The following is a 14,918-nucleotide window of genomic DNA, read 5'->3' on the forward strand; positions in this document are numbered from 1 at the left end:
CCGAGGGTCTGGCGATGCTCAAGAAAGTTTCGGATACGGACACGCTTCCCCGCGACGCGGATGCAATGGCCGGGAAGCCTGCACCCTCGCGCAAGAGGCTCGTCCTTCCCCTGCTCGCGCTGCTGTTCGTTGCGGCGGGCGCCGCCTTCGGCGTCTACTGGTGGACAGAAGGCCGTTTTCTCATCGAAACGGACGACGCGTACATCGCCGCCGACATGGCGGTGCTGACCGCGCGTGTGAACGGCTACGTGACGTCACTGCCCGTTGCGGAGAACCAGCATGTCAAGGCGGGCCAGCCCGTCGTCGAGATCGACCCCGGCGACCTGCAGCTCGACCTGGATGCGGCCGAGGCGCGGATGGCGACCCAGGAGGCCGCCATCGATCGCATCGACGCGCAGCGTCGGGCCGGCGCTGCGGCACTCGTCCAGGCACAGGCGCAGCTCGAGGCACTTCAGGCGGCCGAAACCGAGGCCAAACGCAATTTCGACCGTGCGGCCGATCTGGCCCGCACCGGTGCCGGCGCGCAGGCGGCGCTGGACACGGCTCGCAACACACTTGCCGAAGCCTCCGCATCCGTACGCGGCGGAAGCGCGGCCGTCGACAGCGCCAGGGCCAACGTTTCGGTTCTGGATGCCCAGATCGCCGAGGCCCGGCGCAACCTCGCCGAGCTTGGTGTCGCCCGCGACAGCGCCGCCCGCAACCTGACCTTCACCACCGTTCGGGCGCCCTATGACGGCGTTATCGGAAATCTGTCGGTGCAGCCGGGCGATCTCGTCTCGCCCAGCCGCCGGCTGGCGTCCATCGTCCCGCTGGACAGGGTCTATATCGACGCCAACTTCAAGGAAACGCAGATCGGCGGGATAGCCCCCGGGGCATCCGCCAGCATCGAGGTCGATGCCCTGCCCGGCGTGGAATTGAAGGGTACGGTCGAATCCTTCGCACCGGCGTCCGGGTCCGTCTTCTCGCTGCTGCCGGCAGACAACGCCACCGGCAATTTCACCAAGATCGTCCAGCGCGTGCCCGTTCGTATCCGGATCGACAACCCTCAGGCAGCCGACGGCAAGCTGCGGCCCGGACTGTCCGCCGTGGTCACCGTCGACAGGCGGACGGCCACGACCGGCGACGTCGAGTAGCACCGCGCCATGTCTGCCGTTGCCGCAGGTGCGGACGAGGCGGTCCCCGCCCGTCGAATTGCCGCCTTCATGGTCATGGTGCTCGGCATGTTCATGGCGATCCTGGACATCCAGATCGTCTCCGCATCGCTGGCCGAGATACAGGCCGGGCTTTCCGCGTCGGCCGACGAGATTCCCTGGGTGCAGACGGCCTATCTGATCGCCGAGGTGATCATGATCCCGCTGTCCGGCATGCTCGGCCGCATCCTGTCCACGCGGGTCCTTTTCACCCTGGCGGCCGGCGGCTTCACCGTCTCCTCGGTCCTGTGCGCCACGGCCACCTCCATCGACCAGATGATCGTCTATCGCGCGATCCAGGGCTTCCTGGGCGGCGGCATGATCCCCAGCGTCTTCGCGGCCGCCTTCACGCTGTTTCCTCCGTCGAAGCGCGCGGTCGTTTCCCCCATGATCGGGCTGGTGGCGACACTGGCGCCCACCATCGGCCCCACCATCGGCGGCTATCTCAGCCATGCCATGTCATGGCACTGGCTGTTTTTGATCAACCTGCCGGTCGGCCTCGTCGTCACCGTCGCCGCGTGGAACCTGATCGACTTCGACAAGCCGGACTGGTCGCTGCTGCCGCACTTCGACTGGTACGGGCTTGCCGCCATGGCGGCCTTCCTGGGCGCGCTCGAGTACGTGCTCGAGGAGGGCCCGCAGAACGACTGGCTCGACGACAGGGCCGTCGCGGCGATGGTGTGCGTCACGCTGGCCGGGGCGGTGATGTTCTTCTATCGATGCTTCACCGCACGAGAACCGATCGTGGACCTGTCGGCCTTCGCCAACCGCAACTTCGCGCTAGGCAGCCTGTTCTCCTTCGTCATGGGCGTCGGCCTTTACGGCCTCACCTATCTCTACCCGGTCTACCTGTCAGCCATTCGGGGATACGACTCGCTGATGATCGGCGAGACCATGTTCGTGTCGGGCCTCGCCATGTTCTTTACGGCGCCGCTGGCGGGCATTCTTTCGGCCCGCATGGACCTGCGGGTGATGATGGTCATCGGCTTCGTCAGTTTCGGTATCGGCACGTGGATGATGAGCGGCATCACCCATGACTGGGACTTCCATGAACTGTTCATACCGCAGGTCTTGCGCGGCTTCGGTCTGATGCTGTCCATGGTGCCGATCAACAATATCGCACTGGGCACCTTGCCACCCCAGAAGATGAAAGGCGCATCGGGCCTCTACAATCTGACGCGCAACCTTGGCGGCGCGGTCGGGCTGGCCATCATCAACACGATGCTGACGGACCGCACGACCCTGCATTACCAGCGGCTTGCCGAGCATGTGTCCTGGGGCAACCCGATCGCCGAGGAGCGGATGAGTTCCATGGCGCAGAGCCTCGACGCGGCCGGCCTCGACGGACAGGCGGCGGCCGTGGCAAACATGGTGCGCATCGTAACCCGGGAGGCGCATGTGATGGCCTTTGCCGATGTGTTCCTTGTGCTTACCGCACTTTTCGGCGCGCTGGCGATGCTCGCGATCTTCATCGACAAGCCGCAGGCCCGCCCCGCAGGCGGGGGCGGCGGACACTGACCAGGCCGGCAGGCGTACTCAAAGGCGGTACATCTCGGCCCGCCCGGTGATCGTGTGCCAGCAGCGGCTCCACTTCGTGACTCCCATGCGATAACCGATGACGCGCACGGCGTTGCCACCGCGCCTCTGCGCCTCCGCCTTCATGCCGTTCAGTATGGTCACCTCCGGCGTCGGATACTCCGACAGATCATTGCGGCACCGCGTGACACGGACGGTGCCGAGCGACTGCGCACCGGCCGGCGGGTCGACGACCACCCGCACATCCATCAAGGTCTGCTGCGGAACCGATGGAAGGTTCGAGACCGTCGTGGGCGAGCAGGCGGACAGAACCACCACGACCGGCGCGAGAACGGTCAGTTTGCGAAGTGTCATGAAACCCCCTGCTGCGACACACCGATAACTACCTAGGGTAGATTTCGCGGTCGGGAAAGCATGGCGCGCCTCATGCCAGGCGGCTGCTCTTCAAATCGCCGGTGCGCTCCAGCAGCGGATATACGGTCGCGGCGATATGAGCCTCGATCCGCTTGAGGTCGCGGACGACATCCAGATAGCGGTTTGCCGACTGCCCCTTCGGCAACTGGCCTGACAGGATCTGTCGGAACTGCTCTTCGTTGGCGGCACGCTCATAGTCGCGGAAGCGCTCCTTCTCCGCCACCAACTGCCGCGCCGATGTCGCGTCTCCGTCGATCAGCACGCTGACCGCCAGGCGCAGATGGGCTATGAGCCTTTCGTGCATTTCGCCGATGCGGACCATTTCCTCCTCGTTGAGGATCTGCCGATCGTCGATGCGCTGGGCTGCGATCGCCATCAGATTGGCGTCCACGATATCGCCGACATGTTCGATATTGACGGCGAAGTCGAGGATTTCGAACAGGCGCCGCTTGTCGGCTTCCGTAAGGTCGCCTTGCGAGATCCGGGACAGATAACGCCGCACGGCGCCGTAGAGGCGGTCGATCTCGTCATCCGTGCGCCGGATCCGCGACAGGGCGATCGGATCCGCGTCACGGAACACCTTGCGCGACCCGTCAAGCATCGCCTCGGCGATGTCGGCCATCCGCAGGACCTCGCGTGCTGCGTTGGCCAGCGCCACCTTCGGCCTGTCCAGGCTTGCCGTGTCCAGGTACAGCGGCCTGCCCGCATCCTCGGGTCTGGCGTCCTCGGGAAACAGCCGCGTAAGCAGTCGGGCGGCGGCAGGCAGCAAGGGCACGGATACCAGCGCCATCACCAGATTGAAGACCAGATGAAAATCCGGCGCCAGGCGTTGCCCCGGCACGCCGAACCGTTCGGCGGCGGCTGATATCGGCGCCAGAAGAAGCATGGTCATGACACCGCCGGCGAGGCGGTTGGCCAGATTGCCGACCGGCAGGCGCAGATGGCTGCGATCCCCTCCCGAGGCAGCGATCAGCGGATTGATGGCGCTGCCGATATTGGCGCCGACCACCATGGCTATGGTGGACGGCGCCGACAGGATACCGATCTGCGCCAGCGACATGATGAACAGGATCGCCCCGACGCTCGAATGCGCCAGAACGGTGAACAGCACGGCCAGCAGCATGGCAAGGACCGGGTCCTGCACGATCAGCGTCATGACCTGCCGTACGTCCGGAGCATCTTCCAGCGGAACCACGAGCGCCGACAGGAGCTCGAGCGACAGGAGGATGACCCCCAGTCCAAGCAGGATGCGGCCGACCTCGGACAGCCGTGGATTGGCACGCCGCCGCTGCAGGACATAGCCGGTGAAGATCAGCAGCGGATAGACGAGACCGAGATCGAACGACAGGGCCTGCACGATCAGCGCCGTGCCGAGATTGGCGCCGAGCATGACCGAAAGGGCCGGCACCAGGGCAACCAGGCCGCCTGCCGTGAAGGATGTGACCATCATGGCGGTCGCCGTACTGCTTTGCAGCGCCATGGTGACGAGCGTACCGCCCACGATGGCGGCAAGCCGGTTATCGAGGCGGGTTGCCAATGTCTGCCGCAAGGATGGGCCGAAGCCGGACATGACGCCCGCGCTGACCAGCCCGACGCCCCATAGCAGCAACGCGACAATGCCCAGGAGGCTGACGATAACCTGCGTTGCCGTCATGATGGTTTCCCGGCCACGCCCTTCATCCGATCATCGAAACCCATGTTACCCCCCACCTCGCAAATGATGGGGCCGGGCAGCGCCGAGGCAAGTGGCCGTGCGGGATGGAAATCCCCGACTGAGCCGGTTATATCCAGACCATATCCTTCCCTACCCGTTCGAAAGCAGCGTTTCCTTCCAATGTTGACGATGAAAGGCAAATACGGTCTCAAGGCGATGCTGCACCTTGCAGGCCAGCCCCCCGAGCGGCTGACCCAATCCGAAGAGATCGCAACGGCGCACGGCATTTCGAAGAAGTTCCTCGACGCCATCCTGGGCGACCTGCGCGGCGCCGGCTTCGTCGATGCGCGCAAGGGGCGTGGGGGCGGCTACCGCCTGTCCCGCCCGGCAGGAGAAATTCGCGTCGGGCACGTGTTGCGCGTCCTGGATGGCCCGCTGGCTCCGCTACCATGCGCCAGCCGCACCGCCTATCGCCGATGCGACGACTGCAGCAGCGAAGAGACATGCCGCGTAAGGGCGCTGATGCTGGAAGTGCGGAACGCCATCTCCGCCGTTCTGGACAATCGCAGCCTGGCGGAAATGCAGCACGTCGCGCCGGCGCACGACATCGAGGAAGCGGTCGCCGCCCTCGGTTAGCTCCGGCCGCGCATCGCGCGCCGTGCGTCGGCCGCATATTGGCGGGCCGCCAGGCGGAAGATGCCGGGCCCCCGCACCAGATACCGCCGCCACATGCGGCTGGGGTCGGATGCCAGGCGATGCAGCCACTCCAGCCCGGCCCGCTGCATGGCACGGGGCGCCCGCTTCTGCTTTCCCGTCAGAAAGTCGATACTGGCCCCGACGCACAGGGCGAACCCGCCTTGGCGCCCGCTGCGCGCCAGATCGCGGGCGAACACCTCCTGCTTGGGGAACGACAGGCAGATGAACAGGATGTCCCATTCCGCCTCCGCCGCTTGCTGCACGGCCGACCGCCAACCCGGGGTGTCGCGCACCAGGCGGTCGGCGCACGGAACGTGAACGAGCCTTCGGTCGGGGAAGCGCGCCCGCAGACGCCGGAACGCCGCCTCGGAGGGTCCGATGACGGCCATTCGGATATCGGGGCTGATCGTGCGCTGCAGAAGATCGAATGTCAGGTCTGATCCCGGGGTCGGGATCAGGCGTCGTCCGCTGGGCCGCGCGAGCGCCGACAGGATGCGGCTGTCGCATATCTGCAGGCGCGCGCCGTCATAGGCTTCACGCAGGCATCGATCCCCCCCGTCGTGATAGCTGACGACATGGTCGACATTGGGGGTGACCGCATAGGCGAAATCGCCGATCGCGAGGCTACGCCCGATCGCGGTGCGTATGCCCTCGATGTCGCCGTCCACGAAACGCATGCCGAGGAAAGGCACCACGGAAGCCATCGACAAGATCAGGCACGCGTCCAGCAACAGATAGTTCACGCTCGCATATCCCTATAAGCCGGCACGATTTACGGCGTTTGCAATGCAGCGCAAAACGCTCCGCAAGCAAACTCACATTTGAGTTGGGCGCGGTCCGCCTTTCGGATGATGCTTCATCCTCTCGCGTCCTGCCCTAGTTCCAATCCGGAAGCGAAAGTCGTTCCTGGAGGCGAGATGACCGAACTTTGGCCGGAAATTCCGTTTGGGCCGTGGCAGGACAGTTGCCGCCACCTGCACCTGGTCAGCCAGATCGTCGGCAAGTATCGTCTGTCGCATACGCCCTGGCTCAACCATTCCTGGCACGCGACGCTGTATGTGACGGCACGTGGATTGACCACCTCGATCGTGCCCGACGGTCCGGGCGGCATCGAGGTGGAAATCGACCTGATCGAGCATCGGGTCATCGCGCGCTCGACGGCCGGCGGCATCGCGGCAACGCCACTCAGGCCCGGTTCGATCGCGGGGTTCAGAAGCCGTTTCGTCGAGATCATCGAGCAGGTTGGCGGTACGCCGAGGTTCAGCGATACGCCGAACGAAATCCCGGACGCCGTACCGTTCTCGGCCGATACGCAGGAGCGCCCCTACGATGCGGAAGCGGTCAACGCTTTTTTCCGGGCCTGCGTGCAGGTCGACCGCGTGTTCAAGCAGTTCCGTACCGGCTTCATCGGAAAGGTGAGCCCCGTGCATCTTTTCTGGGGCAGCTTCGACATGGCCGTCACGCGGTTCTCGGGCGACAGGGCTCCACGTCATCCCGGCGGAGTTCCGGCTTTGCCCGATGACGTCACGGCTGAGGCCTACAGCCATCAGGTGTCGTCCGCCGGTTTCTGGCCGGGCGGCGGCGGGATCGACTATCCTGCCTTCTATTCCTACGCCTACCCCGGGCCCGACGGCTTCGCCGAGGCCATCGTCGAGCCTGCGGAAGCGCGTTTCGACCAAAGCCTCGGCGAGTTCATCCTGCCTTATGATGCCGTGCGCACCGCCCCCGATCCGGACAAGGCCCTGCTGGCATTCCTGCAGACAAGCTACGATGCCGCCGCTATTCTGGGGCAATGGGACAGGGCAAGCCTGGAATGCGCGCCCGGCCGTCCGCTGGAAGCGCGCACGGTGGAGACTTGAGACGTCATGACCAGAATTCTCGCCATATCCGGCAGCCTGCGGAAGGGTTCCTTCAACACGGCGCTGATGCATGCAGCGGTGGACCAGGCGCCGCAGGGCGTACGCGTAGAGGCGGCGACGCTGCACGGCATCCCGCTTTACGACGGCGATCTGGAATCGGCTGACGGCATTCCGCAGGCGGTTGCCGCCCTGAAGGGCAGAATCCGGCATGCCGATGGCGTGCTCCTGATAACGCCCGAGTACAACAACTCGCTACCGGGCGTCTTCAAGAACGCGATCGACTGGACGACGCGCCCCTCATCCGACATTCCGCTTCTGTATCGCGGGCGGCCAATGGCTGTCATCGGTGCGTCGATGGGCGGGTTCGGCACCATCCTCAGCCAGAACGCCTGGTTGCCGGTGTTGCGCACCTTGGGTGCGAGGCCCTTCTTCGAAGGGCGTCTGCTGGTGTCGCGGGCGCAAGGCGTTTTCGACGCAGATGGAAAGCTTGTCGACGACAAGGTCCGCGCGCAACTGGCCGATTTTATCGGCGCCTTCGCAGAGTTCGCCCGCACCTCCGCCAGGAAGGACGTTCGCGTTGCCTGAGGGCCGGGCGGCATGGCGGCGAGCCGTTCCCGCCGCCATGCATAATCAGATGCGGATCACCGAAAGCCCGCTCGTGCGGCGGTTCTCCAGGTCATCATGGGCGCGCGCCGCCTCGGCGACCGGATAGACCTGATTGATCGTTATCTTGACCGCGCCGGAACCGATGACCTTGAACAAAGCGCGGGCGCTGGCCTCCAGTTCTTCGCGGGTGGACGTATAGCCGAACAGGCTGGGGCGGGTGGCGAAGAGCGAACCCTTCTGGTTCAGCAGCGCCAGATCGAAGTTCTCGATAACGCCGGACGACTGCCCGAACGATACGAAAAGGCCCTGCCGCTTCAGGCAATCGAGGCTTGCGGGAAACGTGTCCCTGCCGACGGAATCGTACACGACGTCGCATTTGCGACCGCGCGTGATGTCCTTAACTGCGTCCACGAAATTCTCTTCGCGGTAATTGATGACATAATCGCAGCCATTCGCCCGGGCGATGGCGCATTTTTCTTCGGAGCCCGCCGTTCCGATGACGGTGGCGCCGAGCTGCTTGGCCCATTGCGTGGCAATGACGCCGACACCGCCGGCCGCCGCGTGGAACAGCAGCACCGTATCGGGCCCCACCTTGAACGTGCGGCGCAGCAGATACTCCGCCGTCATGCCCTTCAGCATCACCGCGGCTGCGGTTTCCTCGTCTATGCCGTCCGGCAGGTGCACCGCCTGGGCGGCCGGCACCAGCGCCTCTTCCGCATAGGTGCCCTCGCCACCGGCATAGGCGACGCGATCGCCCTCCTTGAACGAGGTGACGCCCTCGCCCACGGCAACCACCGTGCCCGCTCCTTCCTTGCCGGGAACGAACGGAAAGCGCGGCGCCTTGTAGGTGCCGTTGCGGAAATAGACATCGATGAAGTTCAGGCCCGCCGCCTTCTGGCGGATACGCAATTGTCCGGGGCCGGGGGCGCCTACGGAATGCTCTTTCCAGACGAGCTTTTCCGGGCCCCCGATTTCGTCAACGACAATGGCTTTCGTCAAACCAACTGTTCCTTCTGGTCTGGGTCTGCGCCGCTCCCGTCCATGAACTGGACGATCGCGCCGATGGAAACAAGGTATAAGCTGGTCAGAACGATCCCGCCCTTCACGAAAGCGGGCGCATCGAAATCGGTGAACAACGCCCACAGGCCCAGCACGGACCACACGGCGAAGACGCCCAGATTGACGATGCGATATCGCTTTACACGTACGGGATGCAGGAACTTGACCGGCGCGAAGGTCGTGACGGCGCAGAACAGCACGACGATGAATGCGACGATGGCCGGCGGCTGCACGGCGAACAGGGTGAAGACCACCATGTTCCAGGTGACGGGAAAGCCGCGGAAGAAGTTGTCCCTCGTCTTCATGCGCGTATCGGCATAGTAGATGGCGCTGGTGATGACGATCAGCGCCGCCGCGACGAACGACCAGGCATGGCCGATCAGGCCCGACTGATACAGGGCAAAGGCCGGAATCAGCACGTAGGTGGCATAGTCGATGATCGAGTCCAGCATGTCGCCCGACCAGTCGGGCAGCACGCGCTTGATATCGATGCTGCGCGCCAGCGGACCGTCGATTCCGTCCACCAGCAAAGCCAGCCCCAGCCAGGCAAACATCGCCACCCAGCGCTCCTCCGCGGCGGCGATGATGGACAGGAATGCCCAGAAGGCCCCGCTGGCTGTCAGCAGGTGCACGGAGAATGCGCGCCATTTTTCGTATGTCGTCACCACGTTGCCGGACCGAGCCTCGCTGTTGTCTGTGCCGCCATCGGGGCAGCCTCTGGCGTGAACGTTCACGGGTCGCACCTTGTAGTGCAAGGCGCAAGCGTTTGAAAACGCCTGCGCGCATATTTCCCGTGGCGCTTTGGCTCTATCGCAACAGGGGTCGGTATGCGCTACATCGCCATTGCATGGAAGAAGCGATCGGAGTCGGCATGAGACGAGACGTCGCAGTGATCGGGGGTGGCCTTGCCGGCCTGTCGGTTGCGTTGGCCTTTGCGGACGAGGGATTCGACGTCGCGCTGGCGGCCCCATTGCCTGCGTCCGACGGGCGCAGCACCGCCCTATTCGGCCGATCCATCGCCTTTCTGGAACGGCATGGGCTTGCACAGGCCGTGCGTGAACGCGGCGCCCCCCTGGCCGTGCTTCGAATCATCGACGACACGGGCCGTCTGCTGCGATCCCCACCGGTGGAGTTTCGCGCTGCCGAAATCGGGCTCGACGCCTTCGGCATCAATGTGCTGAATGCCGACCTGAACGCGCTTCTGACGGAGCGCCTGCGTCAGCACCCCCGCGTCACATGGCAGGAAAGCCTGCTCCAGTCGATGGAAAGCGGCACGGACACCGTCAGCGTCACCCTTGAAAATGGGGTACGGGTGCAAGCCGGCCTTGTCGTCGGGGCCGACGGCCGCAACTCGCCCGTGCGCACCTATGCCGGCATCGGCATACGACGCTGGTCCTATCCGCAGACGGCGATCGTCCTCAATTTCGGCCATGCGCGCCCACATGGCGACATCTCGACCGAGTTTCACAGGCGGTCGGGGCCCTTCACCCAGGTTCCCCTGCCCGGCCGGCGGTCTTCCCTCGTCTGGGTGGAGCGGCCCGAGACCGCGCAGGCGCTGCGCTCGATGTCCATCGAAACACTCTCGACCATGGTGGAAGAGCGCCTGCACTCCACGCTCGGCGCGGTATCGGTGGAAAGCGGCCTTCAGGCCTTCCCGCTTTCGGGTGCGCAAGCTTTGCGTTTTGCCGCACCGCGCATCGCGCTCGTCGGCGAGGCGGCGCACGTCTTTCCGCCCATCGGGGCCCAGGGACTCAACCTTGGCATGCGCGATGCGGAAGATATCGTGAAGGCCGCGACGCGGCATCGCGACGATGTCGGCGGCGCGGCCATGCTGGCCAGCTACGAGGCAAGCCGCAAGGCAGACGTAACGCTGCGCACGATGGGGGTGGACCTGCTCAATCGTTCCCTCCTGGCCGACATGCTGCCTGCCCAGGTCGCACGGTCGGCCGGGCTCGGAATGCTCTCGGCGCTCAGCCCGCTGCGCCGTTTCGCCATGCGGGAGGGCGTCGTTCCCGGTGCCGGCATCTCGGGCCTGCCGCGTTCGTTGCTTGGTGCGCGCGAGTAGCTTGTACCCGCTGCCGGGCCGCGCTATCGGTCGCACATGGCACCAGCACAGCCGATACAGAAAGCGCGATTCCATCTCGGACAGATCGTCCGCCACCGGATGTTCCCGTTTCGTGGCGTGATCTTCGACGTGGATCCGGTCTTCGACAATACCGAGGAATGGTATCTGTCCATCCCGGAAGAGGCCCGCCCGCGCAAGGACCAGCCCTTCTACCACCTCTTCGCCGAGAACTCGGAAAGCGATTACATCGCCTATGTCTCGGAGCAGAACCTGGAGTTGGACGAGAGCGGGACGCCCGTCAACCATCCGCAACTGGCGGAGATGTTCGACGGCCCCATCGATGGCGAGTATCGATTGAAATCCGCCCATCGCAACTGAGCATCATACAGCCATTAAAAAGGGCGCTCCGCGTTGCCGCGAAGCGCCCCGATCATTCAGGCGTCGGCGCGTTACTGCGCGTTACCGCCTTCGATGGCCTGGTTCTGCGCATCCTCGAACCGCTTGCGGCGAGCTTCCGCCTGGCTCTGGAGGGCTTCGTTCAGCTGCTGCTGGCGCTGCTCCAGCTCGGGCTGCTCGCGCGCGGGGCCATCATAGGCCTGCGTGAAGCCCTGCAACGTCACATTGATCGGGTTGGGCTGGCGCTGGAAGTTGGTCGACGTGACCTTGAGCGTTCCGCCGCGCTTCATGGAATTGACCATGGCGTCGGACAGCTCGACCTCGGCGATGCATCGATCGGGGAAGCAGACCGAATAGTTCAGCGTCTGCGCCGCGTTGGTGTCGATCTGAAGCTGCACGCCGGCAGGAATGACCCTGCCCGTTGGCACGACGGCCTGGAGCACTTTCTGGTTCACCTGGCCCGATACGTTGATCAGGTTGACGGCGGTGATCAGCTGGCGCGTATCGGCGATCATCGTGTACTGCGTGTTGCAGATCTGGTTTTCGCCCTGCGGCGTGCAGACCTTGAACCACTCGGCCGGAACGGACTGCGCCATGGCGCCGGTCGACGGCAGGGCCGCGCCCAGCACAGCGAAGCCGGTGGCAAGGGCAAGGCGGTGAAAGTTCATGAAGCGGGTTTTCAAAGCCAGTCTTCCTCTCGGCAATTCTGTCGTCCCGGCACCTGGACGTTCCCTTAACGGGTAAGCCCGTGTTTCGCAAATGAGGCCGTTTAAAGACCCATGATGCGTTGAAACGCTGCGATAGCTCCAACCGTCGCGGTAGGCAAGCGGCTGATATTCCGATAATTTCACGAGCATCGATTTCCAGGGGACTGCTTATATGCCAATGGCCTCGAAAGCCTTGCACGCCGCTGCCCTGGCGGCCTGCCTTCTTCTTTCGCTCGTCGGCACCGCCACCGCCGGGACGGCCTCGTCGCATGCCATTGCAATGCATGGCGAACCCGCCCTCGCCGACGGCTTCTCCGCCTTTCCGTTCGTGCGGCAGGATGCCCCGAAAGGTGGGCGCATGGTGTATGGCGTGGTGGGCGACTTCGACAATCTGAACCCCGTCACGGTGCGCGGTGCGCTGACCACGGCGCGCGGCATTTTCGCCGATACCGAGTTCGGCAACCTGGTGATCGAGCCGCTGATGCTTCGTTCGCCGGACGAGCCGTTCACGCTCTATGGCCTGATCGCCGAATCGGTCGAGACGGATGCCGAGCGCAGCTTCGTCGAATTCACCCTCAACCCGCAGGCAAAATTCAGCGATGGCCGGCCGGTGCGCGTCGCGGATGTGCTCTTTACCGTCGATATGCTCAAGCAGCAGGGCGTGGTACGCCCGCAATATACCAGCTGGTTGTCGCGCGTTTCGCGCATCGACACGGTGGGCGAGCGGGGTATCCGCTTCACTTTCAACGAAAAGGCCGAACGCGAGCTTCCGTTGCTTCTGGCGGGGTTGCCGGTGCTGCCCGAACACGGCTTTGCGCGCGACGGCTTCGGCAGCACGACCCTGAAGCCCATCATCGGCTCCGGCCCCTATACGATCGCGTCGGTGCAGCCGGGCCAGCGCATCGTCTACAAGCGCAATCCGGATTATTGGGCGGCGGACCTGCCGGCAAAACGCGGCATGGATAATTACGACGAGATCGTCGTCGAGTATTTTCGCGATTCGAACTCCCAGTTCGAAGCCTTCAAGAAGGGGCTCTTCTACCTTTATCCCGACGCGAACCCGCGCCACTGGCGCACCGCCTACAATTTCCCGGCGGTGCACGACGGATCGGTGGTGCGCGAAGTCTTCGAAACGGGCCGGCCCGCCGTACTGAACGCCATGTTCTTCAATACCCGCCGACAGGCCTTCGAAAATCCGCGTGTGCGGCAGGCCCTGTCCATGCTGTTCGATTTCGAATGGGCGAACGCCAACCTGTATTACGGCGCCTATGAGCGAACATCCGGCTTCTTCGACAATACGACCCTTTCGAGCCTGGGGCGCCCCGCAAGCGAGGGCGAACGCGCCTTCCTGGCGCATTACCCGGGCCGTGTCGCCGACGCGATCCTTGCGGGAGAATGGCGACAGCCCGTTACCGATGGATCGGGCAGCGACCGGCGCATCCTCCGCGAGGCGCTGAGCCTTCTGGAGGCGGAAGGCTACCGCTTCGACGGCGGCCGCCTCGTGGATGCCACGGGCAGGCGCCTTACCTTCGAGATCCTGGTGCAGACACTCGAGCAGCAACGCGCGGCGCTTGGCTACCAGCGCACGCTGGCGCGCATCGGGGTCGACGTCGGTGTGCGGCAGGCCGACGACGCGCAGTACCAGTTGCGCAAGCAAAGCTTCGACTACGATGTCCTGTTCTCGGCCTTCAACGGGACACTGTCACCCGGCGCGGAGCAGGTGGGCCGGTGGGGCAGCGCCGCCCGCGACGCACAGGGCTCCTTCAACTATTCCGGCGTCGCCGACCCGGCGGTCGACGCGGCCATCGATGCCATCGTCCAGGCCCGGACCCGTCAGGAGTACACCGACGCCGTCCGTGCTTACGACCGTATCCTCATTTCAGGGTTCTATGTGGTGCCGCTCTATTATCTGACGGATCAGTGGTTGGCCCGCTGGAGCTTCATCCACCACCCGGACAGGACGCCGCTTACCGGTTACTACCTGCCGTCCTTCTGGCGCGAGAGCGACGGGAGCTGACGGTGCGGTGCCCCGCCGCGCGGGCCACTTCAACCCATTGGGCTGCGATCTCCGGGTCGTCGAAGGCCTCGGGAGGGCAGGAGTAATAGGGCATGCGCACGGGCTTGCGCCCGGCCGCCTCATAGACGAAGGGTGTCGACCCCGCCGCGACATAGGCCGCCTCCGCCACCTTGTCGGATTTCAGGAACAGTATGTCGAAGGCGACGAGGGCGATGATGACCTCCCCGTCATAAATACCCTGTCCACCGAACAGCTTGCGGATGCGAAGATCGGCGATGGAGCAGAACAGCTCCTCGATATCGCCGCGGTCCAACCTGGATCAGGCTCCGGCCTGCTCCAGCAGGGAGCGGTCCGCCGGCCGCAGTTCCACGGATTCGCCGCAGCCGCAGGCCGAAGTCTGGTTGGGATTGTTGAAGACGAAACCGGTGCGCAGCACCGACACTTCGAAATCCATCACCGTGCCGAGCAGAAACAGCACGGCCTCGGGCGAAACGAAAACGCGCGCGCCGTCCTTTTCAACGATATCCTCGCCGGCGGCCGGGCCATCGGCGAACTCGATCGTATATTCCATGCCTGCACAGCCGCCGCGCTTGACGCCGATCCGCAGCCCGGCGCCATCCACGCCGCCGCGCGTCTCGACGATTTCGCGGACGCGGCCGGCGGCCGCCTCCGTCAGGTTCATGATGGCGAAGCGGCTCATGAGCGAACCCTCTTTCCTG

Annotated in this window: 16 protein-coding genes; 8 read left to right on the forward strand and 8 right to left on the reverse strand. The window is 64.7% G+C overall.

Annotated features, from left to right (window positions below; translation table 11 throughout):
• Positions 1 to 14: 14 nt before the first annotated feature.
• Positions 15 to 1,133, forward strand: coding sequence for an HlyD family secretion protein (locus IGS74_RS13365; RefSeq protein WP_192386757.1), 1,119 nt, complete (start codon positions 15 to 17; stop codon positions 1,131 to 1,133).
• A gap of 9 nt (positions 1,134 to 1,142) precedes the next feature.
• The gene (locus IGS74_RS13370; protein ID WP_192386759.1) at positions 1,143 to 2,708 is read left to right on the forward strand and encodes a DHA2 family efflux MFS transporter permease subunit; all 1,566 of its coding nucleotides are present in this window, start codon (positions 1,143 to 1,145) and stop codon (positions 2,706 to 2,708) included.
• A gap of 18 nt (positions 2,709 to 2,726) precedes the next feature.
• Here IGS74_RS13370 and IGS74_RS13375 read toward each other — a convergent pair whose 3' ends face one another.
• Positions 2,727 to 3,080 (reverse strand): hypothetical protein, encoded by a 354-nt coding sequence (locus IGS74_RS13375; protein ID WP_192386761.1) that lies wholly within the window; start codon positions 3,078 to 3,080, stop codon positions 2,727 to 2,729.
• Between the two features lie 70 nt (positions 3,081 to 3,150).
• The gene (locus IGS74_RS13380; RefSeq protein WP_192386763.1) at positions 3,151 to 4,794 is read right to left on the reverse strand and encodes a Na/Pi cotransporter family protein; all 1,644 of its coding nucleotides are present in this window, start codon (positions 4,792 to 4,794) and stop codon (positions 3,151 to 3,153) included.
• Between the two features lie 180 nt (positions 4,795 to 4,974).
• On the opposite strand from IGS74_RS13380, the gene IGS74_RS13385 reads away from it, so the two are divergent.
• Positions 4,975 to 5,430, forward strand: coding sequence for an Rrf2 family transcriptional regulator (locus IGS74_RS13385; protein ID WP_192386765.1), 456 nt, complete (start codon positions 4,975 to 4,977; stop codon positions 5,428 to 5,430).
• Here IGS74_RS13385 and IGS74_RS13390 read toward each other — a convergent pair.
• Positions 5,427 to 6,233 (reverse strand): WecB/TagA/CpsF family glycosyltransferase, encoded by an 807-nt coding sequence (locus IGS74_RS13390; RefSeq protein WP_192386767.1) that lies wholly within the window; start codon positions 6,231 to 6,233, stop codon positions 5,427 to 5,429. The two genes, IGS74_RS13385 and IGS74_RS13390, sit on opposite strands and share 4 nt — an antisense overlap.
• A gap of 174 nt (positions 6,234 to 6,407) precedes the next feature.
• Here IGS74_RS13390 and IGS74_RS13395 point away from each other — a divergent pair, with 174 nt between their 5' ends.
• On the forward strand, positions 6,408 to 7,349 hold the full coding sequence (locus tag IGS74_RS13395; RefSeq protein ID WP_192386769.1) for a DUF5996 family protein: 942 nt from the start codon (positions 6,408 to 6,410) through the stop codon (positions 7,347 to 7,349).
• 6 nt (positions 7,350 to 7,355) lie between these two features.
• On the forward strand, positions 7,356 to 7,934 hold the full coding sequence (locus IGS74_RS13400) for an NADPH-dependent FMN reductase (RefSeq protein ID WP_192386771.1): 579 nt from the start codon (positions 7,356 to 7,358) through the stop codon (positions 7,932 to 7,934).
• A gap of 45 nt (positions 7,935 to 7,979) precedes the next feature.
• On the opposite strand, the gene IGS74_RS13405 is transcribed toward IGS74_RS13400, so the two are convergent.
• Both IGS74_RS13405 and pcsA read right to left on the reverse strand, forming a co-directional pair.
• Positions 7,980 to 8,954: a quinone oxidoreductase gene (locus tag IGS74_RS13405; RefSeq protein ID WP_192386772.1), complete on the reverse strand. Its 975-nt coding sequence runs from the start codon at positions 8,952 to 8,954 to the stop codon at positions 7,980 to 7,982.
• Positions 8,951 to 9,682 (reverse strand): phosphatidylcholine synthase, encoded by a 732-nt coding sequence (gene pcsA, locus IGS74_RS13410; RefSeq protein WP_192391794.1) that lies wholly within the window; start codon positions 9,680 to 9,682, stop codon positions 8,951 to 8,953. The genes IGS74_RS13405 and pcsA overlap by 4 nt, the downstream gene beginning before the upstream one ends.
• Positions 9,683 to 9,885: 203 nt before the next feature.
• Between pcsA and IGS74_RS13415 the strand changes: the two genes are divergently transcribed.
• On the forward strand, positions 9,886 to 11,079 hold the full coding sequence (locus IGS74_RS13415; RefSeq protein ID WP_192386774.1) for a UbiH/UbiF family hydroxylase: 1,194 nt from the start codon (positions 9,886 to 9,888) through the stop codon (positions 11,077 to 11,079).
• Between the two features lie 36 nt (positions 11,080 to 11,115).
• The gene (gene hspQ, locus IGS74_RS13420; protein WP_039193573.1) at positions 11,116 to 11,457 is read left to right on the forward strand and encodes a heat shock protein HspQ; all 342 of its coding nucleotides are present in this window, start codon (positions 11,116 to 11,118) and stop codon (positions 11,455 to 11,457) included.
• 71 nt (positions 11,458 to 11,528) lie between these two features.
• Here the strand turns inward: hspQ and IGS74_RS13425 are convergent, their stop codons facing one another.
• Positions 11,529 to 12,143 (reverse strand): invasion associated locus B family protein, encoded by a 615-nt coding sequence (locus IGS74_RS13425; RefSeq protein ID WP_192386776.1) that lies wholly within the window; start codon positions 12,141 to 12,143, stop codon positions 11,529 to 11,531.
• Positions 12,144 to 12,360: 217 nt separating this feature from the next.
• On the opposite strand from IGS74_RS13425, the gene IGS74_RS13430 reads away from it, so the two are divergent.
• Complete coding sequence (locus IGS74_RS13430; RefSeq protein ID WP_246722554.1) at positions 12,361 to 14,199, forward strand: extracellular solute-binding protein; 1,839 nt, start codon at positions 12,361 to 12,363, stop codon at positions 14,197 to 14,199.
• On the opposite strand, the gene IGS74_RS13435 is transcribed toward IGS74_RS13430, so the two are convergent.
• Together IGS74_RS13435 and sufA are read right to left on the reverse strand one after the other, a co-directional pair.
• Positions 14,150 to 14,512 (reverse strand): TfoX/Sxy family protein, encoded by a 363-nt coding sequence (locus IGS74_RS13435; protein ID WP_192386778.1) that lies wholly within the window; start codon positions 14,510 to 14,512, stop codon positions 14,150 to 14,152. The genes IGS74_RS13430 and IGS74_RS13435 overlap by 50 nt on opposite strands.
• A gap of 6 nt (positions 14,513 to 14,518) precedes the next feature.
• Positions 14,519 to 14,899 (reverse strand): Fe-S cluster assembly scaffold SufA, encoded by a 381-nt coding sequence (gene sufA / locus IGS74_RS13440; protein WP_192386780.1) that lies wholly within the window; start codon positions 14,897 to 14,899, stop codon positions 14,519 to 14,521.
• Between the last annotated feature and the right edge of the window lie 19 nt (positions 14,900 to 14,918).

This window comes from Aureimonas sp. OT7 (assembly GCF_014844055.1).
GTDB classification, from domain to species: domain Bacteria; phylum Pseudomonadota; class Alphaproteobacteria; order Rhizobiales; family Rhizobiaceae; genus Aureimonas; species Aureimonas altamirensis_A.